20 protein-coding genes are annotated in these 26403 nt (G+C 37.8%); 9 read left to right on the top strand and 11 right to left on the bottom strand.

Going from position 1 to position 26403, the window contains the following annotated elements:
- The first annotated feature begins 384 nt into the window (after window positions 1-384).
- The 8 genes from GWI58_RS08235 (at window position 385) to GWI58_RS08200 (ending at window position 14165) form a co-directional block, all read left to right on the top strand.
- Complete coding sequence (locus GWI58_RS08235; protein WP_110229429.1) at window positions 385-1209, top strand: MurR/RpiR family transcriptional regulator; 825 nt, start codon at window positions 385-387, stop codon at window positions 1207-1209.
- Between the two features lie 203 nt (window positions 1210-1412).
- Window positions 1413-2168, top strand: a complete 756-nt coding sequence (gene aipA, locus GWI58_RS08230; RefSeq protein ID WP_110229430.1) for a trimeric autotransporter adhesin AipA — start codon at window positions 1413-1415, stop codon at window positions 2166-2168.
- A 208-nt stretch (window positions 2169-2376) separates the two neighbouring features.
- Entirely contained in the window at window positions 2377-2865 is a 489-nt protein-coding gene (locus GWI58_RS08225) for a GNAT family N-acetyltransferase (protein WP_161769074.1), read from the top strand.
- A gap of 331 nt (window positions 2866-3196) precedes the next feature.
- Window positions 3197-4756 (top strand): sulfatase-like hydrolase/transferase, encoded by a 1560-nt coding sequence (locus GWI58_RS08220; protein WP_004244191.1) that lies wholly within the window; start codon window positions 3197-3199, stop codon window positions 4754-4756.
- Window positions 4757-4900: 144 nt separating this feature from the next.
- Window positions 4901-5785, top strand: coding sequence for an OmpG porin family protein (locus GWI58_RS08215; RefSeq protein WP_004244192.1), 885 nt, complete (start codon window positions 4901-4903; stop codon window positions 5783-5785).
- A gap of 37 nt (window positions 5786-5822) precedes the next feature.
- Window positions 5823-7988, top strand: coding sequence for an autotransporter family protein (locus GWI58_RS08210; RefSeq protein ID WP_017827203.1), 2166 nt, complete (start codon window positions 5823-5825; stop codon window positions 7986-7988).
- 12 nt (window positions 7989-8000) lie between these two features.
- Window positions 8001-11066, top strand: coding sequence for a chondroitinase family polysaccharide lyase (locus GWI58_RS08205; RefSeq protein WP_161769073.1), 3066 nt, complete (start codon window positions 8001-8003; stop codon window positions 11064-11066).
- 57 nt (window positions 11067-11123) lie between these two features.
- On the top strand, window positions 11124-14165 hold the full coding sequence (locus GWI58_RS08200; RefSeq protein ID WP_161769072.1) for a chondroitinase family polysaccharide lyase: 3042 nt from the start codon (window positions 11124-11126) through the stop codon (window positions 14163-14165).
- A gap of 408 nt (window positions 14166-14573) precedes the next feature.
- Here the strand turns inward: GWI58_RS08200 and GWI58_RS08195 are convergent, their stop codons facing one another.
- The 11 genes from GWI58_RS08195 to agaR form a co-directional block, all read right to left on the bottom strand.
- Entirely contained in the window at window positions 14574-15644 is a 1071-nt protein-coding gene (locus GWI58_RS08195) for a glycoside hydrolase family 88/105 protein (RefSeq protein ID WP_094960085.1), read from the bottom strand.
- 17 nt (window positions 15645-15661) lie between these two features.
- A complete protein-coding gene (kduD, locus tag GWI58_RS08190) occupies window positions 15662-16417 on the bottom strand; it encodes a 2-dehydro-3-deoxy-D-gluconate 5-dehydrogenase KduD (RefSeq protein ID WP_004248613.1) in 756 nt (251 codons plus the stop codon).
- Window positions 16418-16497: 80 nt separating this feature from the next.
- Window positions 16498-17328 carry a 5-dehydro-4-deoxy-D-glucuronate isomerase gene (kduI, locus tag GWI58_RS08185; protein WP_004244203.1) on the bottom strand — a complete coding sequence of 277 codons (831 nt, stop codon included), beginning with the start codon at window positions 17326-17328 and terminating at the stop codon, window positions 16498-16500.
- Between the two features lie 42 nt (window positions 17329-17370).
- Entirely contained in the window at window positions 17371-18540 is a 1170-nt protein-coding gene (gene nagA / locus GWI58_RS08180; RefSeq protein ID WP_004248614.1) for an N-acetylglucosamine-6-phosphate deacetylase, read from the bottom strand.
- On the bottom strand, window positions 18537-18971 hold the full coding sequence (gene agaF, locus GWI58_RS08175) for a PTS galactosamine/N-acetylgalactosamine transporter subunit IIA (protein ID WP_004244205.1): 435 nt from the start codon (window positions 18969-18971) through the stop codon (window positions 18537-18539). Before agaF ends, nagA begins: the two co-directional genes overlap by 4 nt.
- Window positions 18972-19070: 99 nt before the next feature.
- Window positions 19071-19961, bottom strand: coding sequence for a PTS system mannose/fructose/sorbose family transporter subunit IID (locus GWI58_RS08170; protein WP_004244207.1), 891 nt, complete (start codon window positions 19959-19961; stop codon window positions 19071-19073).
- Window positions 19951-20718 (bottom strand): PTS N-acetylgalactosamine transporter subunit IIC, encoded by a 768-nt coding sequence (agaW, locus tag GWI58_RS08165; RefSeq protein ID WP_004244210.1) that lies wholly within the window; start codon window positions 20716-20718, stop codon window positions 19951-19953. The genes GWI58_RS08170 and agaW overlap by 11 nt, the downstream gene beginning before the upstream one ends.
- A 49-nt stretch (window positions 20719-20767) precedes the next feature.
- Window positions 20768-21262, bottom strand: a complete 495-nt coding sequence (gene agaV, locus GWI58_RS08160; RefSeq protein WP_004244211.1) for a PTS N-acetylgalactosamine transporter subunit IIB — start codon at window positions 21260-21262, stop codon at window positions 20768-20770.
- Window positions 21263-21286: 24 nt separating this feature from the next.
- Entirely contained in the window at window positions 21287-22477 is a 1191-nt protein-coding gene (locus GWI58_RS08155; RefSeq protein ID WP_004244212.1) for an SIS domain-containing protein, read from the bottom strand.
- A 12-nt stretch (window positions 22478-22489) separates the two neighbouring features.
- The gene (kbaZ, locus tag GWI58_RS08150) at window positions 22490-23770 is read right to left on the bottom strand and encodes a tagatose-bisphosphate aldolase subunit KbaZ (RefSeq protein ID WP_004248615.1); all 1281 of its coding nucleotides are present in this window, start codon (window positions 23768-23770) and stop codon (window positions 22490-22492) included.
- Between the two features lie 54 nt (window positions 23771-23824).
- Window positions 23825-24604 carry a transcriptional repressor AgaR gene (gene agaR / locus GWI58_RS08145; RefSeq protein ID WP_004244214.1) on the bottom strand — a complete coding sequence of 260 codons (780 nt, stop codon included), beginning with the start codon at window positions 24602-24604 and terminating at the stop codon, window positions 23825-23827.
- A gap of 536 nt (window positions 24605-25140) precedes the next feature.
- Here agaR and GWI58_RS08140 point away from each other — a divergent pair.
- Window positions 25141-26376, top strand: a complete 1236-nt coding sequence (locus GWI58_RS08140) for an anaerobic sulfatase maturase (RefSeq protein WP_004248616.1) — start codon at window positions 25141-25143, stop codon at window positions 26374-26376.
- Window positions 26377-26403 lie beyond the last annotated feature (27 nt).

The raw sequence follows: 26403 nt of genomic DNA, 5'->3' as shown, positions 1-26403 counted from the left end.
AACACTAATCTATTTTAAATTAGTAATAAACACCAACAAAACGACTTAAAATATGGCAATAAATTAAATTTAAAATAAATTAAAAAACACAATCACAAATAAAAAATAGCCCACCATAAGACTTAAAATAATATAATGGGTTTTACTTTAGACTTGAAATAATTATTTCACCCAAAGTTAAACTCAAAAAAATAGTTTCACATTATGATAATAAACCATCTTACTTTTAACACGAATAGAGATTTTAACATTGAATAATTACCTTTAGGTTATTTATTTAATTAAAATTAACTCATGATTTCATTTTAATAGTTATTAACTAAAAACATTCAATTTGACTTGAAAAAACACTACAATTGTAGCCGTATTTTTATTGAGGGCACTATGTCTACTGCAACAAATCTGAATGAACTACAGGAACAAGTTCGCTCCCGCTATAATGGATTAAGTAAAAGGCTACAGCAGGTTGCACATTATCTTTTGGATAATAAAAACAGTGTAGCATTTGATACAATCGCGATCCTTGCAGATAAAGCAAATGTTCCTCCATCAACATTAATCCGTTTTGCCAATGCATTTCATTTCAAAGGATTTAATGAAATGAAACTTTTATTTCAACGTCATTTAATGGGTGAAATGGACAATGAAAAATTAACCTATAAGCAGCAATACAAAAAGGAACCACCAAACTTAAATGAGCCAGATTATATTCTGCAAGAGTTTGCACAAGCCAATAGCCACGCTTTGCAACAGTTAGCTCATCAAACCCATAAGGATATGTTAAATAAAACTATACAACTACTTGAGTATGCAGAAACTATCTATATAGGTGGTTTTCACCATTCTTTTAGTGCTGCGAGCTATTTTTTTCACGCGCTTTCTCATATCTCTTGTGAAACCGTCTTTGTTAATTGCCTAGGGGGAATGTATAAAGAACAACTTAGGAATATTACACATAGAGATGTGCTGTTTGGCATCCATTTCCACCCTTACTCAGAAGAAATGCAAAAAATGTGTGAGATTGCAGCTTATAAAGAGGCTAAACAAATTATTGTAACAGATAGCCCCATAAGCCCATTAGCAAGTCTAAGTGATGTTTGTTTAACTGTAAAAGAAGCACAAATAAAAATGTTTCGTTCTCAAACCTCAACATTATGTTTACTACAAGCACTTTCAGTTGCATTCGCTTTTAGAAAAAAGAGCCATTAACATATTATTTAAAACTGCATCTTATATAAGGTGCGGTTTTATTAAAAATAGAATAAATAATAATTAATAAAAATAAATTAAATAGCATGCTATATTAAACAAAATTAATTTTAAGAGTGATTTCATTTATTCTAGATTGTGATGAGAAAAAGAATCATTTAGCATTTATTGGCAACTCTGTTATCCATTACAGGACGAATAACATGCTATTAAAAAAAATATTTTTAGTGTCTTTTTTATTCCCTACTCTCTCTTACGCTAATACCTTACCAACATCAAATATAGATAATTCACTAACTCCCAACCATGATAATCTTGCCCGTTTTTCACTCGGTGACAATAGTCAAGCATCCGGCAGCGGTGCCACTGCTATAGGTATCAATAGCCAAGCCACCAATACTCGTTCGGTTGCTATTGGTTATGGTGCATTAGCCAATGAGGAAAATACGGTTTCATTTGGTAATAGTGAAGAGAAACAAACAGCACGACTCACCAATGTCAGTGAAGGTAAAAATAATACTGATGCAGTCAATCTGGCACAAACAAAAGCACTACTTAGTAAAAATAAAAGGTTAACTGATAGCCAAATAAATGTTTTTAGAAATCAAACTAATAATAACTTAAACACCATCAAAAAAACCATCCATGAATTTGATGATTATTATCGAAGACGCCAAGCATCAATTACCGATGCAATTGAAGCACTGGATAAAAAAGTTATTTCATTAGAAAAAAAAGTCTATGCAGGTATTGCTTCCTCAATTGCTATGACCAATATTCCTTATCTTACTCATCATACTTTTAGTGGTGGCCTCGGTATTAGTAATTATCGTACTGGCATAGCACTTGCTGGAGGTATCCAATATCAGCCAAATAATGATATAGCATTTCGATTTAACTCATCAATTAATAGTGAACAAGAGCTTATTTTTGGCGGCGGATTAGCTTATGGCTGGTGATCTTATTAATTAGCCTCACCACTTAATAAGAAAGTTTTTATTATTTAAGCAGTAGTATTCTTATTGCTGCTTAACAATATTTTTCTAAATAAAATAAATGCATAACACTTATTAAAAAGATAAGATTATCTTCTGTTTTTATTCCCTTTTGTGATAGTGACATTTTTCCTATAATGACATAATTCTCCATAACTGAAAGAGACACAACATGAGTTATCCATTACGAAAAATGACCTTCGCTGATATCAAAGCAGTGACTTCATTACTACAAGAAAACTCACAGTCACAGCAAGGTGGATTATATGGTGATTATCCACACGATAAAGTTGAAGCTATGTACCAAAGTAGTACCAATGCCATAGTCGCAACTGACCAAGAACAGATTATAGCGGTTGTTTTCAGCTTTCCGATCAGTTCTTTTTCTCTTCCACCTATTGCTCAAGAAATTAATCGACGTTTTCCTAGCCTTACATACCATAATTGGTTTTACGGTCCTGTATGTATTGATAAATCATACCGCGGAAAATCGCTATTAACCGAGCTTGACCAATATATTTGTGCGTTACAAGGTGGTCGCCCGATTGCATTTATTAATAGTGAAAACATCCGTTCGCTAAAAGCACATCAAAAATTGGGTATGAATATTGTTGAAAATTTTCAATTTCAAGGAAAAGCATGGTGGGTAATTAGTGGATAATGAAAACAAATGAAAGAAAAAGTACGCATATGTATTCTTCAATGAGTTACGATATCGAACAGTGATAATGAGTATTATTTATAACAAAAATCAATTTATATATAAAATTAATTAAAAATCAATAGCTTATTGGTATTTCATAAATTAACTCATAATTATTAACAATATTTGAACCCGACTTTTCTCTATCAAATTGCTTACAATTTGACACCATTCTGTGATCTCTCCTTCAATTCTAGATCTTTCGTTAACTTACTTTTTGATCTTACATAAAAGTATAAATAAGATAAATACCACCAATTCGAAAGCAAACGTAAAATAGGAGGAAGCAATGACTGTTTCCCGTAGAACTTTTATCAAAGGTCTTGCCGCCAGTGGGGCTGCAATCTCTGTTTCTACACCTGCTCTTGCTACTTCAGGTGACTTTACAGCAAGCAAACGCACTCGACCAGAAAATGCACCTAACTTATTAATTGTTTTTCCTGATGAAATGCGAGCCCATGCTCTACAGTTTATGGGGGAAGATCCATCGATTACACCAAATCTTAATAAATTTGCCAAACAAGCCAAAGTAATGACACAAATGGCATCAAATTACCCTCTATGCTCCCCTTTTCGAGGCATGTTTATGACAGGTCAGTACCCTGTGCGTAATGGTATCACAGGTAATGCCCATGATTACGGTGGAAAAGTAGGTATTGACTTGTCTCCTTACGCAAAATGCTGGTCTGACGTACTTAAATCCTTAGATTATAGCACTGGGTATATTGGCAAATGGCACCTTGATGCCCCCTATGAGCCTTTTATTGAAAGTTACAATAATCCAATGGAAGGTCGTTATTGGAATGAATGGGCTGCTCCAGATAGGCGTCATGGTTTTGATTTTTGGTACTCTTATGGTACTTATGACTTACACTTGAAACCGATGTATTGGGCAAACGATACACCTCGTGATAAACCGATTTATATCGATCAATGGGGGCCTGAACATGAAGCCGATATGGCAATCAAGTTCCTCAAAAATGAAAATAATCAATTTAGAGATAATTCAAAACCATTTGCATTAGTGGTTTCAATGAACCCACCTCACTCTCCTTATGATCAAGTACCGAAAAAATACCTCGATGCTTATCAAGGTAAGACATCAAAAGAGTTAAATACACGCCCTAATGTACAGTGGGACAGTGAATATCAAGAAGGTTATGGGCCTCAATATTTCAAAGAATATATGGCAATGGTCAACGGTGTTGATGAGCAATTTGGTCGCATTGTCGATGAATTAGAAAAACAGGGCCTTGCAGATAATACTCTCGTCGTTTTCTTCTCTGATCATGGCAGTTGCTTAGGATCAAATGGACAAGCAACAAAAAATAATCCATATGAAGAATCGATGCGTGTCCCTATGATGTTTCGCTTACCGGGTAAAATCAAACCAGGTTTTGATGATGCATTAATGTCAGCACCTGATATTTACCCAACTATTTTAGGGTTACTTGGTTTATCAGAATGGATCCCTGATTCAGTAGAAGGCACAGATCTTGCGGATAGAGTCATCACAGGCAAAGGCGACACAGCAAACTCTCAGCTTTATCTTTTTATTCCTTATGGTGAACCTTCATTCGGTAAACGAGGTGTAAGAACCAAAACTCATACTTTGGTGATAGATAGGCAAGATGGACAACCATTAAAATATACTTTATATGACAATGTGAACGATCCATATCAAATGAAAAATATTGCCAAAGATAATATGCCTTTAATTGATAAATTAATTAAAGAAGAATTAACCCCTTGGTTAGAAAAAACAGGAGATTCTTGGAGAGCGACTGAGTTTATTACAGCGACAACGAATAAATTAAATAAAAAAATATCAATATGTGAAGAAAAATAATAAAAATATCTGCGCCATAACCTTATGGCGCTATATATAAACCTAATTCGCTAATATAAAAATCCTTTTAATAAAATAAAAGGAAGACGTCCTACATCTAAAAATAGATATAAATAAAAGCGAATAAAGAATTGGATATAGACCATGAACAAACTTCGTATTGTGCTTTTCTTACCTCTTTTTGGCTTAGCTTTAACTTCTTTTCATTCTCACGCAGCAACAGTTAATGCGATGTTCTCGTGGGAATCTGCTGATTATGATACATCGAATAACTATTCTGGTTATCGTGTTGATTTTAATATTAATCCAGACAAATCGAACTGGTATTTTGACGTCGGTTTTCGTCAGCGTGAACATGACAATAAAAATCGTTATCAGCGTTATGATTTACAAGGTAGTTATCGTTTTAAATTAAATAATGGTTGGATACAACCAGGATTAAAAATACGTCAAGATTTAACTAACTATGATAATGGTAGCCGTTTAACTATCGACTTTTATGAATCAAAAACAAATTATCAATTTCCTATTAATAAAGACTGGGTTTTAACCGGTAGTGTTTTGTTTGGATTACAAAAAAAAGAGGACAAACGAAGTAATGGCGTCACTAATACGGATTATTTAGGTTGGGAAATTGAACCCGGTATTCGCTACTTTATCACCCCGAATCTAAATACAACAGTGGCTTATTTTGATGGTGGGAAACAAGCAATAAGACATGAAGAGTATGATACAAAAGAAACAAATCACAACCAGCAATTACGTATGTATGTAAACTGGACGACACCTATCGGTGTTATTATTTCTCCCTCAATGCGTAAGTCTATTTTTGGAAAAATAGAAGACAGAACAAATAAAGGTGAATATATCGATAAAGATATGACTCGTTATACCTTACAAATGGCTTACCAAATATCTCCTCAATGGCGTGTTATGACAGAATATTATAATGAGCGTGTTGAGAATAAAAATAACGGCAGCAAGTCAACTCAAGATTATTTTAAAGTATCGGTAAGAGCAACTTTCTAATAATTAAAACCATATAATAGTCATAAGGTTATATCTCATGAAAAATAAAAATTTGTTATTTTTAAGTGCTGCTGTCCTTTCAGCTATATATGGCTCAGCCGTAGCGGCTGATTGCGATAGTACTTTAAACATTTGTGAAACCGTAAACATTAATAATGGCGATACAGCGCAAATAAATAAAGATGTTAATGTATCACAAGGTGACGGTGTAGTATTTAATGGCTCATCAACAGAATATAAAGCTCAAGCAATTACAAAAAACATTACTGTTACTGGTAATGGAGCAAATGCAATTAAAATAAATCAGGGCGCTACTTTTAGTAGTAATATTAATTTAAATGGCGCTAACGTTACTAGTGAAAATGGTACAGCAATATTAGTTGAAGGTAACTTTCCTAAACGAGGAACAGGTGTTTATATCCGAGATGGTGCTATTATCAGAGGAAAAACCGCAGCGATTGATTTTAGCACTTTAAAAACAGGCTTTAGAAGTGATGTTAATGGCGAGATCCACGGTGATATTTTAGGGAATAATCATGTGGATACCAAAATCAATTTTGCTTATCAGGGAGGAGCACAAAATGCATTATTTGACGGCTATAAAATTACCGGTGTTCCTTTAATTGAAAACCATGGCAATTTAACTATCCAAGGTAAAGATAAAACCATTCAATGGGAAGGTAACTTCATGAATAAGGAAAATAGCCAGCTTATTTTCCGCCTTGATGATAATACCAATACTGATGAAACTATCTTACATGTTACCGGCGATGTCACCTTTAAAAAAGGTAGCCAAGCAAAACTTGATTTTAAAGGCACCAGTGTTGATAACATCATTAATAAAGATATTGTATTAATTGCTTCAGACTCGGCAATTAAAGATGAAGCGGGCATTACAGTGACTGATGCAAATGCCATAGCGCCAGATATTTCACCTTTATTAGAAAAAACAGATTCATGGTTAGAAACGACACCACCAAATATTAGCGGTGGTGTCAGTGGTAATCAATTAATTGCACGTTATGGTATTAGCTACGAAGGGGGGGATAATTTTATTAGCGCTGCTGAACGTGGCAATGTCACAGAGAATGGATTAGCAGCAGCTAATTTTATTATTCCAACAGTATTAAATGAATTTAATAATACACGTAGCCAGATTTCAGATGAAGCATTAAGTTTATTAGTCGCCGCTGGTAATAATGATAATAATATTGCTGCACTATCAAATGATCTGGCGCCCATTGCTGACGGTAGTGATATTCAAGCAGGATTAATCATGGTTGAAGATATGCGCAACAATATTGCTCATCGCTACTTACGCTATGATAATCAGCTCCCCATTGAAGAAAGAGAAATAGGTTGGAATAGCTGGGCAAATATTCTGTACGGTTATGGTACGCAAAGTCAACAAGGTGGAATTAACGGCTACAATACTTATCGCACTGGTATTCAAATCGGTACTGATTATGAAATAAATCAAGATGCGCTAATTGGCGTTTCTTTAGCATATAACTACGCTAAAGCCGATGCTAAACAACGTAATGCAAGCAAAGAAATTAGCCATTTTGAATTTATGCCTTATGCCGGTTGGTATAGTGATACATTATTCTTAAACGGTAATTTAAATATTGGTTATTACACTGTCGATAGTGAGAGGGATATCGGTGGTAATACGGGATGGCAAGGAAATACCAAAGCAAAAGGTGACTACTCTGGTGTGCAATTAGGCTATCAGATTAACGCTGGCACCTATTTGGATTTTGATTTTATCCATATTAAACCGATGCTAACTTACCAATATCAATGGCTCAATATTGATTCTTGGGAAGAAACAGGCTCTACATTATCTATGCGTACTTATGGCCAACGCTACGCAGTTAATCAATTAGGTGGCTCTGTTGCTTTATGGAATGACTACCAAACCTCTTATGGCAAATTAACCCCTTCTCTTAACCTTCGTTATATCAAAGATATTGCAGGTAATAACGATATTAATCAACGCCACAGCCTTACCTATTTTAATACTGGAGGAAGCACCTTCGATATTAAAGGAAATACCGTTGGTGGTGACATCATTAGTGCTGAATTAGGTGCAAACCTTGATATTACCCAATCGTTAAATTTAGGTACAACAATGGGATATCAGCGTTATGACAAATTCAATGAAGGGCGTATCGGCTTTACTGTTAGCCAGCGTTTCTAAGGAGAAAATATAATGCCGATATTTCGTTTTACTGCGCTTGCAATGACATTGGGGTTATTATCAACCCCCTATCATGTTATTGCTGCCACCAGCAATCCTGCATTTGATCCCAATCATCTTATGCAATCAGAAATCTATCATTTTGCACAAAGTGATCCATTAGCTGATTTTTCATCAGATAAAAATTCAATACTAACTTTATCTGATAAACGTAGCATTATGGGAAACCAATCCCTTTTATGGCAATGGAAAGGTGGCAGTAGTTTTACTTTACATAAAAAGCTTATAGTTCCCACAGATAAAGAAGCCTCTAAAGCATGGGGACGCGCTTCTACACCTGTTTTATCATTTTGGCTTTACAACGAAAAACCTATTGATGGTTATCTCACTGTTGATTTAGGGGAAAAGCTCAATGCCACCAGCGAAGCCCAAGCTGGTTTTAAAGTAAAACTAAATTTCACTGGCTGGCGTGCTATTGGTATCTCTTTAAATAACGATCTTGAAAATCGTGAGATGACTTTAAATGCAACAAATACATCATCCGATGGTACTCAAGATAGTATTGGTCGCTCTTTAGGTGCGAATGTCGACAGCATTCGTTTTAAAGCCCCTTCTAATATCAGTCAGGGTGAAATCTATATCGACCGTATTATGTTTTCTATTGATGACGCCCGTTACCAATGGTCTGATTATCAAATAAAAACACGATTATCAGAGCCGGAAATTGAATTTCACACTGTACAACCTCAATTACCTGTAACACCAGAAAATTTAGCTGCGATAGATCTTATTCGCCAACGTCTTATCAATGAATTTGTTGGTGGTGAAAAAGAGACGAATCTTGCTTTAGAAGAGAATATCAGCAAGCTAAAAACGGATTTTGAGGCACTGAATATTCGCCCTCTTTCGGATGGCGGAATGCAAGGTCGACATCTTATCACCGATAAACAAACTATCATCTATCAGCCAGAACAGCTTAATTCTCAAGACAAGCAACTTTTTGATAATTACGTCATTCTTGGTAACTACACCACATTAATGTTTAATATTAGCCGTGCTTATGTGCTCGAAAAAGATCCAACACAAAAAGAACAGCTAAAACAGATGTACCTCTTGATGACCAAGCATCTATTAGATCAAGGATTTGTCAAAGGTAGTGCCCTAGTAACCACTCACCACTGGGGATATAGTTCACGTTGGTGGTATATCTCTACATTATTAATGGCTGATGCACTAAAAGAAGCTAATCTACAGACAGAAGTCTATGATTCTCTACTTTGGTATTCACGAGAATTTAAAAGTAGTTTTGATATGAAAGTTGGCACAAATAGCTCTGATTTAGACTATTTTAATACCTTATCTCGTCAACATTTAGCGCTATTATTACTTGAACCCGATGATCAAAAACGTATTAACTTAGTCAATTCTTTTAGTCATTATATCACTGGTGCCTTAACTCAAGTACCACCGGGGAGTAAAGACGGTTTGCGTCCTGATGGTACGGCATGGCGACATGAAGGTAATTATCCCGGCTACTCTTTCCCAGCATTTAAAAATGCCTCACAGCTGATTTATTTATTACGAGAAACACCTTTTGCTGTAGGTGAAAGTGGCTGGAATAACCTAAAAAAGGCAATGATTTCAGCATGGATCTATAGTAATCCTGAAGTTGGCTTACCTTTAGCGGGAAGGCACCCCTTTAACTCACCTTCCCTACAATCTATAGCACAAGGTTACTATTGGCTCGCGATGTCTGCCCAACCAGCACCAGATAAACAGTTAGCATCTATTTATTTAGCAATTAGTGGTAAATCGCGAAATGAATCTCCCACTATTTTTGGTGAAGAGATAACGCCAGCGTCCCTTCCTCAAGGGTTCTATGCCTTTAACGGTGGTGCCTTTGGTATTCACCGTTGGCAAGACAAAATGGTGACATTAAAAGCCTATAATACCAATGTATGGTCATCTGAAATTTACAATAAAGATAACCGTTATGGCCGTTATCAAAGTCATGGTGTTGCTCAAATCGTTCGCAATGGCTCTCAACTTTCACAAGGCTATCAGCAAGAAGGCTGGGATTGGAATAGAATGCCTGGCGCCACAACCATTCATCTTCCGCTTAAAGAACTTGATAGCCCTAACCCACACACCTTAATGCAACGAGGTGAGCGAGGATTTAGCGGCACATCAGCCCTTGAAGGAAAATATGGCATGATGGCGTTTGATCTTCTTTATCCCGCTAATCTTGCGCGTTTTGATGCTAACTTTACCGCTAAAAAAACCGTCTTAGCGGCGGATAACCATTTAATTTTTGTCGGTAGCAATATTAATAGCAGCGATAAAGATCACCCTGTGGAAACAACGTTATTCCAACATGCTATTACGCCTGAGTTAAACACTATTTGGATTAATGGCCAAAAAATAGAAGGTTTTCCTTATCAAACTACGCTAAAACAAGGAGATTGGATAATCGATAGTAATGGTAACGGTTATTTAATTACTCAAGCAGAAAAAGTGAATGTCAGCCGCCAACACCAGACTTCGGCTGAAAATAAAAATCGTCAACCCACGCAAGGAAATTTTAGCTCCGCATGGATCGACCACGGTATTCAACCCAAAGATCATAGTTATGAGTACATGGTTTTCTTAGATGCAACACCGGAAAAAATGGCGCAACTAGCCGAGAAATTCCGTGCTAACAATGGGTTATACCAAGTTATTCGTAAAGATAAAGATGTACATATTATTTACGATAAACTCAGTCAAATAACAGGTTATGCATTTTATCAACCAGCAGTCATTGACGATAAATGGATCAAAAAAGTCGATAAGCCGTCCATTGTTATGACACATCAGGAAGGAAATATACTGACGGTGAGTGCTGTAACACCTGATTTAAATATGACTCGCCAAAAAGCGGCAACCCCCGTCACCATTAATGTGACAGTGAAAGGGAAATGGCAACCCACAGCTCAAGACAGTGAGGTAAAATATAACGTTTCTGGGGATAATACCGAACTTATTTTCACCAGTTACTTTGGCATTCCACAAGAAATTAAACTTTCTCCTCTCTCTTGATTAAACCTTTAAAGGAGCGCATTCGCGTTCCTTTTTTATTTTGCAGGAAATCTGATTATGCTAATAAAAAATTCTTTAGCTTATGCGATTACACTAAGTTTCTGCTTATCCTTACCCGCACAAGCATTACCTTCTCTTTCTCATGAACCTTTTGGCGATCTTTATCTTTTTGAAGATGAAATGCCAAATACCTTGAGCACATCAAATGACCATCAGCTATCACTAAGTAAAGAGCATGCTAAAGATGGCGTACAGTCACTCAAATGGCAGTATCAACCCCAATCAACATTAACACTTAATAATGAAGTTAATTATCAAGATGATAAAAATACAGCAACACCACTCACTTTTATGATGTGGATTTACAATGAAAAACCACAGTCAACGCCCCTTACATTACAATTTAAACAAAATAATCAAGTAGCATTAAGTTTTAAAACGGAACTGAATTTCACGGGTTGGCGAGGTATTGCAGTTCCTTTTCGTGATATGAAAGGCTCAGCAACAGGCAAATTAGATAAATTAGTCATTACTGCACCAGATCAAGCAGGTACGCTTTTTTTTGATCAAATAATTATGAGCGTACCTTTAGATAATCGTTGGCCTATTCCTGACTATCAAATTCCATATGTTAATAATGCAGTAAATACAATGGTGAGTAAAAATTGGAGTGCATTATTGATGTACGATCAAATGTTCACAGCGCATTATCCTACATTAAATTTTGCGACTGAGTTTCGTGATGATCAGCCTGAAGTGGCATCTATTTATCAACGTTTTGAATACTATCAAGGTGTCAGTCGTGATAAAAAAATCACCGCTGAAATGATCGACAAAAATTTAGCATTATGGAAAAAATTAGCCTTAGAACAACATGCTGATGGCTCAATAACCGCAAAAGCCCTTGATCATCCTAATCGCCAGAATTTTATCAAAGTCGAGGAGGTCTTTAGTGAAGAAACCCAAAAAGCATTACTTGATGCCAACATGCTAAGAGATGTAGGCAAAACGCTTCTTCAAACAGCGATTTACTTGCGTAGTCACTCCTTATCAGCAATCGATAGAAAAAAATTAGAAACGCTCTATTTATTAGGCACTCGTTACGTTCTTGAACAAGGTTTCACACGGGGGAGTGGTTACCAAATTATTACTCACGTAGGTTATCAAACAAGAGAGCTTTTTGATGCATGGTTTATTGGTCGCCATATTCTAGCAAAACATAATCTGTTAGCACCGACACAACAAGCCATGATGTGGTATAACGCAACAGGGCGTATATTTGAAAAAGATAATGAAATCGTTGATGCAAATGTCGATATTCTCAATACCCAATTACAGTGGATGATAAAAAGTTTATTGATGTTGCCAGATTATCAACAGCGCCAACAAGCCTTAGCACAATTGCAAAGTTGGCTAAACAAAACCATTCTTAGTTCTAAAGGTGTCGCTGGTGGCTTTAAATCTGATGGCTCTATTTTTCACCATTCACAACATTATCCAGCTTATGCCAAGGATGCATTTGGTGGCTTAGCGCCTAGTGTTTATGCCTTAAGTCATTCCCCTTTTCGTCTTTCATCACCAGCACATGCACGCTTAAAAGATGTATTATTAAAAATGCGTATCTATACCAAAGAAACACAAATTCCTCTGGTATTAAGTGGCAGACATCCTACGGGGTTACATAAAATAAGTATTGATCCCTTCAAATGGATGGCTCTTGCAGGTACGCCCGATGGTAAAAAAGAGCTAGATACTACATTAGCAGCCGCTTATGCAAAATTAGCAAACAAAGATAGCTTTGAAGGTATTAAAGCAGAAAATGAACCGGTAGGTGCATGGGCAATGAATTATGCTTCAATGGCAATCCAGCGTAGAGCATCAATAACAGCGCCACAGCAAAGCTGGCTTGCTATCGCTCGTGGTTTTAGTCGTTATTTAGTGGGTAATGAAAGTTATGAGAATAACAACCGTTATGGTCGTTACTTGCAATATGGGCAACTTGAAATTATTCCTGCGGATTTAACTAAATCGGGTTTTAGTCATGCAGGTTGGGATTGGAATCGATATCCAGGAACGACTACGATCCACCTTCCTTATGATGAACTAGAAGCAAAACTAAGCCAATTGCCAAGTGCAGGCATAGAAGAAATGTTGCTTTCAACACAACGTTATTCTGGTGCCAATACACTAAATAATAACAGTATGTTTGCCATGAAATTACATGGTCACAGTAAATATCAACAACAAAGTCTAAGAGCGAATAAATCCTATTTCTTATTTGATAATAGAGTGATCGCATTAGGCTCTGGTATTGAAAATAATGATAAACAACATACAACAGAAACGACACTGTTCCAGTTTGCTGTTCCTAAGTTACAATCAATTATAATTAATGGTAAAAAAGTGAACCAACTCGGTACTCAATTAACCTTAAATAATGCCGATACATTAATTGATCCGGCGGGTAACTTGTATAAATTAGCTAAAGGGCAAACGGTAGAATTTAGTTATCAAAAACAATACTCTGTTGATGACAGAAATTCACAGCAAACAGAACAATTGTTTGCAACAGCCGTTATCTCTCACGGTAAAGCCCCTAAAAATGCAAATTATGAATATGCAATAGCCATAGAAGCACAAGATAATAAAGCGCCTGAATACACCGTATTGCAGCATAATAATCAACTTCATGCAGTAAAAGATAAAATCACGCAAGAAGAGGGATATGCTTTTTTTAATGCCACCGAAGTCAATTCATCTCAAGCTTTATTATTATCAAGTGATTCCCCCACTATGGTAATGGTAAAAAAACAAAAACAACAATTAACGCTAAGTATTGTTAATCCTGATTTAAATTTATATCAGGGTATTGAAGCTGACCAAATTGATAATAAGGGTAACCAGGTTGAAGTGAGTGTTTATTCTCGCCAATGGCTTACAGCCGATCCTCAACCAATAAGTAGTACAGTTACTGTAAAAGGGATTTGGAAATTAGCCACACCACAATTAGGTGTTAATATTAGATATCAAAATAATAATACGCTAATTACAACAACGACTATACAAGCAATACCAATAACAGTTTATTTAATTAAGTAAAAGTCGTAACTTTTAAATTAAAGAGTCTCGATATAAAACATCGAGACTCTTTTTATTTATAAATCAATTTAGCGAATCAATTATTTTATTTAAATAATAAATAATCATATCTTCATTTATTATTGATAATAAATCTGTTGTCTCATTTTAATAATTTGTTATGCTCTGCGCCGGGTGCTTGGATCAATCTGGTTCAAGCATTATGCCAATACCAGAAAGAGAAAAGCCCCGGAAAATATACAGTATATTAACCGAGGCGGACTCAAACATAGACAATTTGATTCTGCCTCCATTTTTATCGGAGCGCAAGAGGAAATGAAAAAAATCGACTTTTATTTTAGCCAATATATTAGTTAGAAATAAATTAAAAGGAATAGGTATTAAATTACCAATTATTAATATAAAGAGCTAATTATTTAACGTCATTTTTAATACTTCACTACCCGCTAATAAATATGCTCCAGCGCCATAATCCATATTATGCTCAAACTTTACCTCTCGCGGATTAAATGCCGGAAGTTGTACCCAACCAATCATACCATTATCATGAATACAGGATTGTAATGCTGACCACGCTCTATGTAATGCGGGAAAATATTCTTCTTTATTTAATTCACCCTGATTTATTCCCCATGCAAGTCCATAACAAAAAAGCGCGGTAGCTGAACTTTCAGGTGCAGGGAAATTATCAGGATCTAATAAACTGGTGCGCCAAAAACCATCTTCATGTTGGTAATCTAGGATAGAACGCGCTAATTGTTTAAACAGTGTTATATAACGATCGCGCTCATGATAATCATCAGGCATATATTGAAGAATACGAGGAATAGAAGCTAAAACCCAACCAATACCGCGACTCCAAAATACTTTTTCACCATTAGCTTCACGCATTTCATTTCCCTGACTATCAGGAATATAGCGGTGATCGCGGAAAATAAGTCCAGTTTCAGCATCACGTAAATGTTCAATAGCATCCCAATAAGCGGTATGCATATAATCCAAATAACGTCGTTCGCTAATAATTTCAGCCAAAGCAGCAAAACCAGGAGGTGCCATAAAAAGTGCATCGCACCACCACCAGTCTTCACGCCCTGGTTTTGGATCATTTAGCATGATATCAAACGCTTTAATCGTCGGTTCAAGAATTTCAGATTGTTCAAACAAAGGACTTATCGCCAAATAAGCTTGAGCGCAAACATGATCATCCGCAAAACGTGCATTAGGACCTGTTCTAAATCCAGTATGTAAGGTGTAATTTAACACACCATTAAGGTACTCTTTATCTTGTGTCGCTTGCCATGCCGCACTTACACAGGTCCATAAAACACCGCGTTCCCAATCTGTATCTTTAATAAAACGAGTTTTACCACTACGGCGACGAACACTACGAACTTGATGAGCCGATTGATAACGATAAACCCGTTTCATATTTTGTAACACGAGATCTCTTTGTAAAGCCTCTGTATTAGCGTGTTCCATCCTAGTTCTCCATAAGATTATCGAGCTAACCAACCACCATCAACCGCAATGGTATATCCATTGATATAATCACTAGCTTTAGAGGCTAAAAATATGGCAGGACCTGCGACATCTTCAGGTGTTCCCCAACGCCCCGCTGGAATGCGCTCTAAAATAGCAGCATTACGCGCTTCATCAGCACGAAGTGCAGCGGTGTTATCGGTTGCCATATAGCCTGGAGCAATTGCATTTACATTAATATTATATTGTGATAATTCCGTCGCTAATGCTCGTGTTAATCCCATTACCGCGGATTTACTTGCCGTGTAAGAAGGAACTCGGATACCTCCTTGATAAGAAAGCATTGACGCGATGTTGATTATCTTGCCACCTTCGCCTTGTTTGACAAACTGGCGAGCCACTTTTTGCGATAAGAAAAACAGTGTCTTTTGGTTAATATTAATCACATCATCCCAATCTTTTTCACTAAATTGCAAAAGATCTTCACGGCGAATAATACCGGCATTATTCACTAAAATATCAATACGTCCCATCACCTTAACAGCCTCATCCACTAAAGCATCTAATCCATCTTGTTGGATTAAATTTTGCGTGATGTAATGAAAACGACGGCCTAACGCTTCGACTTTTTGACGTGTTTCAGGAGCATCTTGAATACCCACGCCAACAATATCCGCACCGGCTTGTGCTAAACCTATTGCCATTCCTTGCCCTAAGCCTGTATTACACCCAGTAACAATGGCAACTTTGCCTGTTAAATCAAATAAATTCATGATTAAAACCTCTAGAAGTGTGGCAATAATTGCCACACTTTTTTTGTAGGAATAAAGAATAAAATGTAATTAATTATCTGTTATTTCAGATCTTTCATAGCAACATGATCCATATCGTGGAATACCTGGTTTTCACCCACCATTCCCCAAATAAAGGTATAAGATGCGCTTCCTACGCCAGAATGAATTGACCAACTAGGACTAATGACAGCTTGTTCGTTGCGTACCACTAAATGACGAGTTTCAGTTGGCTCTCCCATATAATGGAAAACCACATTGTCATCTTTCATATCGAAATAAAGATATACTTCCATACGACGTTCATGAGTATGACATGGCATTGTGTTCCACAAGCTACCCGGTTCAAGCACTGTCATCCCCATGGATAATTGACATGTTGGTAACACTGAAGGATGTAAAAACTTATAAATCGTACGAACGTTACAATTTTCTGCATTACCTAACTTTTCAGGTGAGGCCTGCTGTTGAGTAATTTTGCGAGTAGGATAGGTGTGATGTGCTGGTGCACAGTTAATATAAAAACGCGCCGGTGTCTCTACAGAATCGCTGGTGAATTCAACAGATTTGGCTCCCATACCAATATAAATGGCTTCACGAGGGCCAATTTCAAATACCTCACCGTCTATAATAACTTTACCCGCACCACCAATATTAATAGCACCTAATTCACGTCTTTCTAAGAAGAAATCAACACCAAGTGCTTTACCCGCCATTAATGCTAAAGGTTGAGTTGTTGGGACAACTCCCCCAACAATAATCCGATCTATATGGCTATAAGTGAGATTCATTTCCCCTTCACAGAATAGGTTCTCAATCAGGAACTCTTTACGAAGTCCTTCTGTATCAAGCCTTTTAGCATGTTCACTATGAATTGGCTGACGAATTTCCATTATAAATACCTCATTTTTACTGATGGGAGCATAACGAAAAGGTTATGCATTATCCCCGGATACAGAGTAAATATGATTTCCTCTGATGAATGTATCGGTAAGATGAAAACACTCATCCACCACGGCAAAGCTGGCTTGTTGACCTGCTTTGATATAACCCAATTTATCCCCTATGCCGAGATACTCAGCGGGGATCGCCGATGCCATTTGAACCGCTTCCCACTCAGGAATATGTGCAAGTTGCACCATGTTTCTTAACGCACTATCAAGACTGCAAGTGCTGCCAGCTAGCGACCCATCGGCAGTTTTTGCCTGTCCATTGGTGACGGTGACCGTTTGAGCACCTAATGTGTAATCACCATCAGCTAAACCTCCTGCCCGCATACAATCTGTAATTAGGGCAATCTGTTGATATCCTTTCATGCGATATGCCAGTTGCATCATTACAGGGTGAACATGGATACCATCAGCAATAAGTTCAGCTAATACGCTGTGATATAACACTGCACCACAACATCCCGGCTCACGGTGATGAAGCCCGGTCATGCCGTTATACAGATGCACACCACAATCAGCACCGTGTGAAAAAGCTCGTGAAGCTTGTTCATAAGTTGCTGCTGTATGTGCCACACTTGGTTTAATTCCTCGGCTGACCAACCAATCAATCGCATTCATCGCACCTTCAGCTTCAGGTGCAACAGCAACACGCAATAGCGATCCCCCAGCACTGTCGAGTAATGTTTCTAATTCACAGATGGTCGGCGCTTTGAGATATTTCACAGGATGTGAACCACGATGGCGTTCTGTAAAATAAGGGCCTTCTAAAAAGCTACCGAGTAACAACGCACCTGTTGCTTGAGGTTTTGATACAAACTCACGGACTTGTAATAGCGCATGACGGATATCCTCCATCGGTGCTGTGACAGTCGTTGCAACCCAAGCCACAACCCCTGTTTTAACCAGCGCATCGGCTATAGTTTGTAGCCCTTGTTGCGTTGCATCCATCACATCAGCCCCTTCACGACCATGAATATGGATATCCACAAAACCGGGTAATAATGATTTTCCTTTTAAGCGAATAACTGGGCAATCTGTTGGTGCTTGTGTGGTGATTGATTCAATATTTTCACCATTAACATGGACATAGCAGAGATAACGGATACCTTCAGGAGTAAAGGTTCTATCTGCTAAAATGGCATATCGCTGATTCATAAGCCGTCTTCTTCTTCAACATCATGACTATCTATTTGTGCCAATTGCTCTCGAATATCTTGAATGCTGTCTTGACCAATTTCGCGTAGCGTTTGCACCAATTCCGTCGTTGAACACCCTTCCCGTTCAAATGCCGCATTAACAATCATGGGTAAATTAACCCCAGCTAACACCTCAACAGAGGGATTTTGCATCATGATTGCCATTGCGCGATTACAAGGGGTACCACCAGGTAAATCTGTTAAGAAGAGATATTGCTGGCATGACATAGCGTTAATCGCTTCACGCATTTTTTGTTCAAGCTCATCCGGAGAAATTGACTCAATAAAATCAATAAACGCGATATTTTCTTGCTCACCAGCAATCGCCTTTACAGCGGATGCCATACCTGTAGCAAAATTAAGATGTCCTGAGACAATAAGACCTATCATGAGTAACTCCTTGCGAGTAGCAGATAGTTCTACTACCCGTTTGTAGCAAGTTAATAATGTATTTCGATTAACCGTGTCGACAATTAGGGCATCTCTTTTTTATAAGAATCCTAATACATGCCCAATAACGCCAAATGCTAGGGTTGAAAAAATCAATACTGGTGGCTTACCCCAAAAACCGGTACTTTTCACCATTTTGTACATTAAGAAAACTAAGCACAGTGGCAGTAAATTCGGCATAATTTTGTCGAAGAGGGCTGTTTGTAATTCAACGACTTTTCCGCCAAGTTCCAGCGAGGCGGTGGTTTGCACTTTGATAAAGGTCGCCGAGAGCGCACCAATCACAAAGATCCCCATAATATTTGCCGCTTTCGCTAATTTTTCAGTGGCATCGCTCATATTGACCATTGCCGCAGTACCTGCGCGATAGCCCATAAACATCAGTCCGAAATACACTAAAAAATGCACAATTTGATACAAGAAGAAGAAAACGAAAGGTCCTGCAATCGAGCCTTCCATTGCAATAGAAGCACCTAATGCTAAGGTCAAAGGCATTAAGGTCATATGGTCGATAGCATCGCCAATGCCCCCAGTCGGCCCCATTCCTGCCACTTTCATCACATTAACAGTCGATGGCTTTTCTTTGTTCTCTTCCATTGCCACCGCCGTTCCTAATAAAAAGGTAAACAGCTTTGGACTGGCATTAAAAAATTGCAGATGGTTTTTCAACGATGTTGCATAATCGCGTTTATTATTGCCGTGAATTTTCTTCAATGCTGGGATAATTGAGAAAGCGAATCCACCACCTTGCATACGTTCAAAGTTGAAGTTACCTTCCATAAATAAGCCACGGAATGCACACTTCCAAAGTATGCCTTTAGTAATAACTTTTCTGACAGCAGTATCTTGATACTCATCAATGCCATCAATCAAAGAACCTGTTTCTGGTTTATCCTGCGTTTTCAATGCGGTGCTGTTATCAGATACCATCTTCGAAATCCTCATTCTGCTGACTTGAATTTTTATTGTTACCACTAAAGAAGAAGTAGAGTGCGGCGGCTGATGCGCCTAAAATAGCGACGGCCATAATTGGGAGTTTGAGATAGGTTGTCATCACGAAACCAATAAAGAACACACCGGCCACTTCTTTTGACCACATAATTTTTAGAAGCATTGCAAAACCAATTGCGGGTACCATTTTCGCCCCAATACCTAATCCTTCTAATAAGACTTTTGGCGTGTTCTCATCAATCCATTGAGCAGCATGTTCACCAAAATAAACAGTAACAAAAGCGACTAAAGCATAAAGGAGTGAACGGACAATAAGTGTAATAATCAGCAAGCGAGAGATCCCCGCACCGTCAGCCTTTTCTGCATATCGATCCGCTTTACCCATGGTAAATGCAGTCATAGCAAAGAAACCAATCACCAACATCTGCATTAAAACAGCAATAGGCATACCTATTCCCATTGCAACTTCCGGTGATTGTTTTGTCATTACCGCAAAAGCAACTGCTGCAATAGTGCCTAATGTCACATCTGGTGGCTGAGCTCCGGCATTAGGTACAAGCCCTAACCATGCAAGTTCTAAGGTAGCACCTGCAATTAATCCTACTTGCATATCTCCCATAATCAGGCCGACAACGGGCCCTGTAATTAATGGTCGATGGATATTTAATGCCACGTCATACTTATCGATACCGCAAAAGAAGGCCCATAAAGCCACTAAAGAAGCTTCAAAAATCATAAATTATCCTCAAACCTGCCTATAGCAGGTTTTCTTGATCAGGAAATAATCAGGCTGATGCGAGTGTTAGTACATCAACAGGAGTTTGATCTGGTGTGTTTTGGACTGTGCAAGTAACCCCTTTTTCGATAAGACGCTTAAAAGCACTAAGATCTTTTTCATCGATAGAGACTGTTTTCGCAATTTGACGTTTACCTTCATGAAAATGCATATTGCCAACATTACAATGAGTAATAGGCACGCCACCTTCAACTAAACGGGCTACATCAGTTGGGTTATTACACAGAACAAAAATTTTCTGACGAGGAGATGCTTTGCTAATAACATCAATAGTTTTTTGAATAGAGAAAAAGCGAACCGCATATTCGCCGCCAGCAGATGCTTTCATTCCCGCCTGCATAAATGCAGCATTGGGACCTTCAGCAGCATCATCATTAGCGACTAAAATTAGGTTTGCTTCCGTATGTTTACCCCATGTAATGCGGATTTGTCCATGAAGTAAACGTTCATCAATGCGGGTCCAGACAATATTAGGTGTGTTCATAACTAGCTCTCTTATTATATTTTATTAATTTAAAGCAGACTGTGTGTCTTCTGTTTTAAGTGAGAACGGATAAATTGTGACGCCTTGTACAACTCGATTGATTTCTCCGGTTGGAGATGGATTATCAGGCGTATTCCCTAGTGCAATAGAACTGTGAAATGCAAATGATTGCGCCAACATCAAATAAGGGAACAATAGCGCCACATCTGAACAGTTCTCTAACGCTGGAATATAAACAAAACTCTCTGGTGAAAAAGTTTTATCATTTCGTGCGGTGATCGCGATCACCTTGCCTGATGCATTATCGTGAATAACCTCTCGTAATAAATCTGTCTCGTATTGACGTGTATAAGGATCATTAGAGAAAAACATCACCACAAGGGTTTCTTTATTTACGATGGATTTAGGCCCGTGTCGAAAGCCTAATGGGGTATCAAAATTTGCTACGACTTTACCCGCCGTCAGCTCTAACATTTTTAATGCGGCTTCTTGTGCTAGCCCTTGTAATCCTCCGCTACCAAGATAAATAACGCGTTTGAATTTTCCTGCGTATTGATGGCGGATAATTTTATTTGCTTTGTCAAATTGCGCTTTGTAATCACTAAAAAACGGCGCAATAGCATCAGTAAATACACTATCGCCTAAAAAGATAGTGACCGCCGCCATCATCATTGAAGAAAAACTTGATGTCATTGCTAATGAACGATCGTTTGACTCTTCCGGCATTAATAACGCCAATGCCTTATGACTATTTTGGCAATATTGATAAAGCTGGCCCTGAGGGTTACAGGTTAAAACTAAGTGGTAACATTGCGATAAGCACTTCTTTGCAATATCTAACGCAGCCACACTTTCGGGGCTATTCCCTGAACGAGCAAAAGAAATCAGTAATGTAGGGATATCTTCGGCTAAATATTCTTGAGGATCAGCAACTAAATCCGTTGTGGCAATAGCATCAACACGACGTTTTATAGCTCCCGTCAAAATAGGTGCTAACGCTCTACCGGCAAACGCGGATGTTCCAGCTCCCGTAAGAATTATTCTGCTATTTGATGCCTCCAATGCTTTTTCTAAAAAAGACTCAATATCAGCACGTTTTTCTCGAATTGATAGCCATGTTTTTTTCCAGCACTCTGGTTGCTGGTCAATTTCTTTCGCTGTCCAAAATGCGTTTAACTGCTCAAGTTCAGCGGTTTGATAGCTTAAATATTCCATGGTTTCCCTCAATTAATGGACATTGCACGCATCGGCATAAACCGACAACACATCACGAATTTTCGCAATAACAAATGACTCAGGCGTACCCGCAATTTTCCCCTCTCTAAACTGGGTAAATTGATAAGGCAAATATTGGCTAAGTAAGGGAAGTGGAATAGGCTTAACAGATAAATTATCCATTAATGTGTCAATAGCAGTATTAATCTCGGCATCAGGCCAATAATAACGAATACGATCACTAAAACTATAAACACGAGCAAAGGCGAGTTGACGTTCATCACCGTGATAATATTTTTGCCAAAAATTAGGCTCACGGCACATCAATTGTTCCATTTTTTCACGTAATCTAGAGCACTTCTCAAGAGGAAATAATGTTTCTTCAATGGCGCAAAGTGCATATAAACCTTCACGCATAGCAAATGTTAGCGCCGGCCCAACTTTTAAAATAGCAAAGTGATCATGGACGAGTTGCTGATAAGCTTGATTGGTTTGATAATCTGTAGAGTGAGCTTCAAAAACCAGATGAGAATAGTCATTTACTACTTGGCTTAACGCTTGTGCTTTTTCAGATTGATAATCAATAATACCGGTATGATCAAATTCAACCCCAGGCTGTACAACTAAACCTATAACACGAGTCCAACACTCTCCCACACCAGCGTCATAAAATGCTTGGCGATGGCACGCTAATGTTTTACGGGCAGCATCAGGTGAAGTCACCTCAACGGTATCAAGCTCTTCAGCAGCACCACCAGGAACGGGGACTTCTGTGCCAACAACATAAACAATATCACTAAAACCAAATGTCTTTTTGGCGGTATTTTCTGCAATAACAGCAAGACGAGCTGCACGCGATGCCACGATTTCATCTGTTAAAGGAATAGGATCATCTGCACAAGACATACTGCAATCAAGATGGATTTTTTTAAATCCCGCGGCAACATAATGTGCAATAAGTACATCCGCATTTGCCATCGCTTCTTCAGCATTAAGATGCTGCCAGCGATTAGGCCCTAAATGGTCACCACCAAGGATAAGCTTTTCGACAGGAAAACCGACATTTTCCGCTTTCTCAATAACATATTGGTAGAAATCAGCGGGAGTCATACCTGTATAACCACCAAACTGATCAACCTGATTAGAGGTGGCTTCAATCAGCAGAAAGGAATCATCGTCCAGCGCTTGTAATAAAGCAGCTTCTATTACTAAAGGGTGGGCAGAACAAACAGAATAAATACCATTCTGTTTGCCTGATTTATGTTGCTGAACAATCTTTTCTAAAGGATGCATGTAAATACTAACTCCATAATCAACACCGGCGGTGTTGCTAATGGAGTTAGCAAATTACGCTGTCTTATCGTCCACAATGATAACGTCGATTTTATGATCTTTCAGTTCCTGAACATACTCATCAGGAATACCTGAATCCGTCACTAACACATCAATATCACCAAACTCTCTGATCATATGACAGCTGCGTTTACCGAATTTCGTAGAATCTGCAACCGCAATAATCGTTTCTGAGATATCACACATTAAACGGTTAAGACTGGCTTCCTGTTCATTGTGAGTAGTGATACCAACACGTAAATCAAATCCGTCAACACCAAGAAAAACCTTATCGAAACGGTAATTTCTTAGACTATTTTCAGCTTGTGAGCCAGAAAAAGACAATGCACTTTTTCGCAATACACCACCTGTCATTAAAACTTCAACACCTGTGGTATTTGCTAACTCCATTGCGACATCCAGACCGTTAGTCATGACGACTACATTTTCGCGCGACTTTAAATGTGTCGCGATTTCGCGTGTAGTTGTCCCCGAGTCAAGAATGACGGTGTCTCCATCCTTTATCAGCGTTGCGGCAGCTTTCCCGATTAATGTTTTAATGCCCGCATTTTGTCCACGTTTTTCATGGATACTCAGTTCAGCAATAAAGCCTGTATTAGGAATTGCTGCGCCATGAGAGCGAACGATATAGCCATTTTTCTCAAGAAAACTTAGATCGCTGCGGATAGTGACACTTGAGACTTTAAATAATTCAGCGAGATCTTCGACTCTGGTTTTGCCCTGTTGGTTAACCATATCGAGGATTTCCATACGCCTCTCAACTGCCGCTTTCACTTTCGTCTCCTTACGAAACCAAAAGATTTACTTTCGATTGATTTCGAATGTAGTTTACTACGCCAAATTTAACCGACAACGCAAAAAAACAAAACTTTTGATCTCTTTCACAAAGTTTCGATTTCACTATCGATTGCTTACGATTATTTTCGTGTCATGTCAATGATAGCCTTGAGGGCATCAGTTTCCAATAAATAAAATGATATAAGGTAATGTCACTCTTATGATTACACCATATATAGCTATATAAAATGCCATAAAATAGAGTTAATAGCGAAATATTTCACAAAAATCAGATTAAAAATTCAAAATGATTATTTATTTTCGAAAAATAAAAGAGTCATATCGCTCAAATAATCAAAAGAACACGAAATTATCGCCATTAGAACATCGTTAAATTGAAAATTATTGTGTTATATACTTATCAATAAACTTTCATTTACTTTCGATATTCTATATTTGTGATTTTAATCTCTTTTGTTTTGTAAAAATTTACGTAATGTAACAGGATAAAAAATAAACTCAGGAAATAAATAATGGCATCAAATCAACCTGCTTTATTTCATATGATGGCAAAGCCGACAAGCTACCACTGTAATATTAAATGTGAATATTGCTTTTATCTGGAAAAAGAAAATATTTTTCAAGATGAGACAAAAGAAACAGGCCATACAGTGATGCCTGATGGTGTACTTCGTCGTTATATTAAAGACTATATTCAGTCACACAGTGGCGATCAGGTTGATTTTGCTTGGCAAGGTGGTGAACCAACGCTGGCAGGATTAGCCTTCTTTGAAAAAGTGGTCAAATACCAAAAGCAATTTGCTAACGGCAAGACAATTACCAATAGTGTACAAACCAATGCGATTGCCATTAATCGTCAATGGGCACAATTCTTTGCTGATAACCACTTTCTATTAGGCGTTTCAATTGATGGCATTGAAGCCGTTCACGATAAATATCGTATTTCAGTCAATGGTAGCCCAACATTTGAACGCGTAAAACGCGCCATCAATTTACTAAATGAGTATGGTGTTGAATTTAATACATTAACCGTTGTAAATGATCAAAACTGGAATAAAGGAAAAGAGACTTATCAAGCTTTAAAAAATTTAGGTTCAACTTTTTTTCAATTTATTCCCATAGTCGAAGTGGATAGACGTTTCCCACACACTCATGGCGGACATTATGCTCCCGGTCCTAACGCACAATTAGCGGCTTTCTCTGTTCCTGCTGAAGGTTACGGAAAATTTATGACCGATATATTCAATGAATGGATACGCCAAGGTGATGTAGGAAAAATATACATTCGCTTATTTGATAGCTTATTAGGGACATGGATGGGATATCCTGCATCAACATGTATTCAATCTAAAACTTGTGGTCAAGCATTAATTATTGAAGCCAATGGTGATGTTTACTCTTGTGATCACTATGTTTATCCCGCTAATAATTTAGGCAACATACAACTAACAAGTCTTGCACAGCTCGCAACATCAAAAACACAGCAACGCTTTGGTCAAAATAAATACGATAAACAAACCAACCTTTGCAAACAGTGTGAAGTGCAAAGCTTATGTTATGGCGGTTGTCCTAAACATCGCATTATTGCGATAGAAGGCGAAAAATATCGCCACAATTATCTATGTCACTCTTATAAAAAAATATTTCATCACACGGCAATCGGCATGCAATTAATGCGTCAAGCGATAGCTCGTGGAGGCCTTGCCAGTGATGCACTTGGGGCGATGCAAAAAAACTATCTCAAGTGACTCTTATTTTATTTCATTTTATTTATT

Source organism: Proteus sp. G2674, assembly GCF_009915195.1.
Lineage (GTDB): Bacteria > Pseudomonadota > Gammaproteobacteria > Enterobacterales > Enterobacteriaceae > Proteus > Proteus mirabilis.
Note: the sequence above shows the minus strand (reverse complement) of the source record. Positions and strands in the feature narration are given on the sequence as shown.

What these genes read in the sequence shown, in the direction of transcription:
- GWI58_RS08235 (WP_110229429.1), top strand. Translation starts at nt 385, where the DNA reads ATGTCTACTGCAACAAATCTGAATGAACTACAGGAACAAGTTCGCTCC.
- aipA (WP_110229430.1), top strand. Translation starts at nt 1,413, where the DNA reads ATGCTATTAAAAAAAATATTTTTAGTGTCTTTTTTATTCCCTACTCTC.
- GWI58_RS08225 (WP_161769074.1), top strand. Translation starts at nt 2,377, where the DNA reads ATGAGTTATCCATTACGAAAAATGACCTTCGCTGATATCAAAGCAGTG.
- GWI58_RS08220 (WP_004244191.1), top strand. Translation starts at nt 3,197, where the DNA reads ATGACTGTTTCCCGTAGAACTTTTATCAAAGGTCTTGCCGCCAGTGGG.
- GWI58_RS08215 (WP_004244192.1), top strand. Translation starts at nt 4,901, where the DNA reads ATGAACAAACTTCGTATTGTGCTTTTCTTACCTCTTTTTGGCTTAGCT.
- GWI58_RS08210 (WP_017827203.1), top strand. Translation starts at nt 5,823, where the DNA reads ATGAAAAATAAAAATTTGTTATTTTTAAGTGCTGCTGTCCTTTCAGCT.
- GWI58_RS08205 (WP_161769073.1), top strand. Translation starts at nt 8,001, where the DNA reads ATGCCGATATTTCGTTTTACTGCGCTTGCAATGACATTGGGGTTATTA.
- GWI58_RS08200 (WP_161769072.1), top strand. Translation starts at nt 11,124, where the DNA reads ATGCTAATAAAAAATTCTTTAGCTTATGCGATTACACTAAGTTTCTGC.
- GWI58_RS08195 (WP_094960085.1), bottom strand. Translation starts at nt 15,644, where the DNA reads ATGGAACACGCTAATACAGAGGCTTTACAAAGAGATCTCGTGTTACAA.
- kduD (WP_004248613.1), bottom strand. Translation starts at nt 16,417, where the DNA reads ATGAATTTATTTGATTTAACAGGCAAAGTTGCCATTGTTACTGGGTGT.
- kduI (WP_004244203.1), bottom strand. Translation starts at nt 17,328, where the DNA reads ATGGAAATTCGTCAGCCAATTCATAGTGAACATGCTAAAAGGCTTGAT.
- nagA (WP_004248614.1), bottom strand. Translation starts at nt 18,540, where the DNA reads ATGAATCAGCGATATGCCATTTTAGCAGATAGAACCTTTACTCCTGAA.
- agaF (WP_004244205.1), bottom strand. Translation starts at nt 18,971, where the DNA reads ATGATAGGTCTTATTGTCTCAGGACATCTTAATTTTGCTACAGGTATG.
- GWI58_RS08170 (WP_004244207.1), bottom strand. Translation starts at nt 19,961, where the DNA reads ATGGTATCTGATAACAGCACCGCATTGAAAACGCAGGATAAACCAGAA.
- agaW (WP_004244210.1), bottom strand. Translation starts at nt 20,718, where the DNA reads ATGATTTTTGAAGCTTCTTTAGTGGCTTTATGGGCCTTCTTTTGCGGT.
- agaV (WP_004244211.1), bottom strand. Translation starts at nt 21,262, where the DNA reads ATGAACACACCTAATATTGTCTGGACCCGCATTGATGAACGTTTACTT.
- GWI58_RS08155 (WP_004244212.1), bottom strand. Translation starts at nt 22,477, where the DNA reads ATGGAATATTTAAGCTATCAAACCGCTGAACTTGAGCAGTTAAACGCA.
- kbaZ (WP_004248615.1), bottom strand. Translation starts at nt 23,770, where the DNA reads ATGCATCCTTTAGAAAAGATTGTTCAGCAACATAAATCAGGCAAACAG.
- GWI58_RS08140 (WP_004248616.1), top strand. Translation starts at nt 25,141, where the DNA reads ATGGCATCAAATCAACCTGCTTTATTTCATATGATGGCAAAGCCGACA.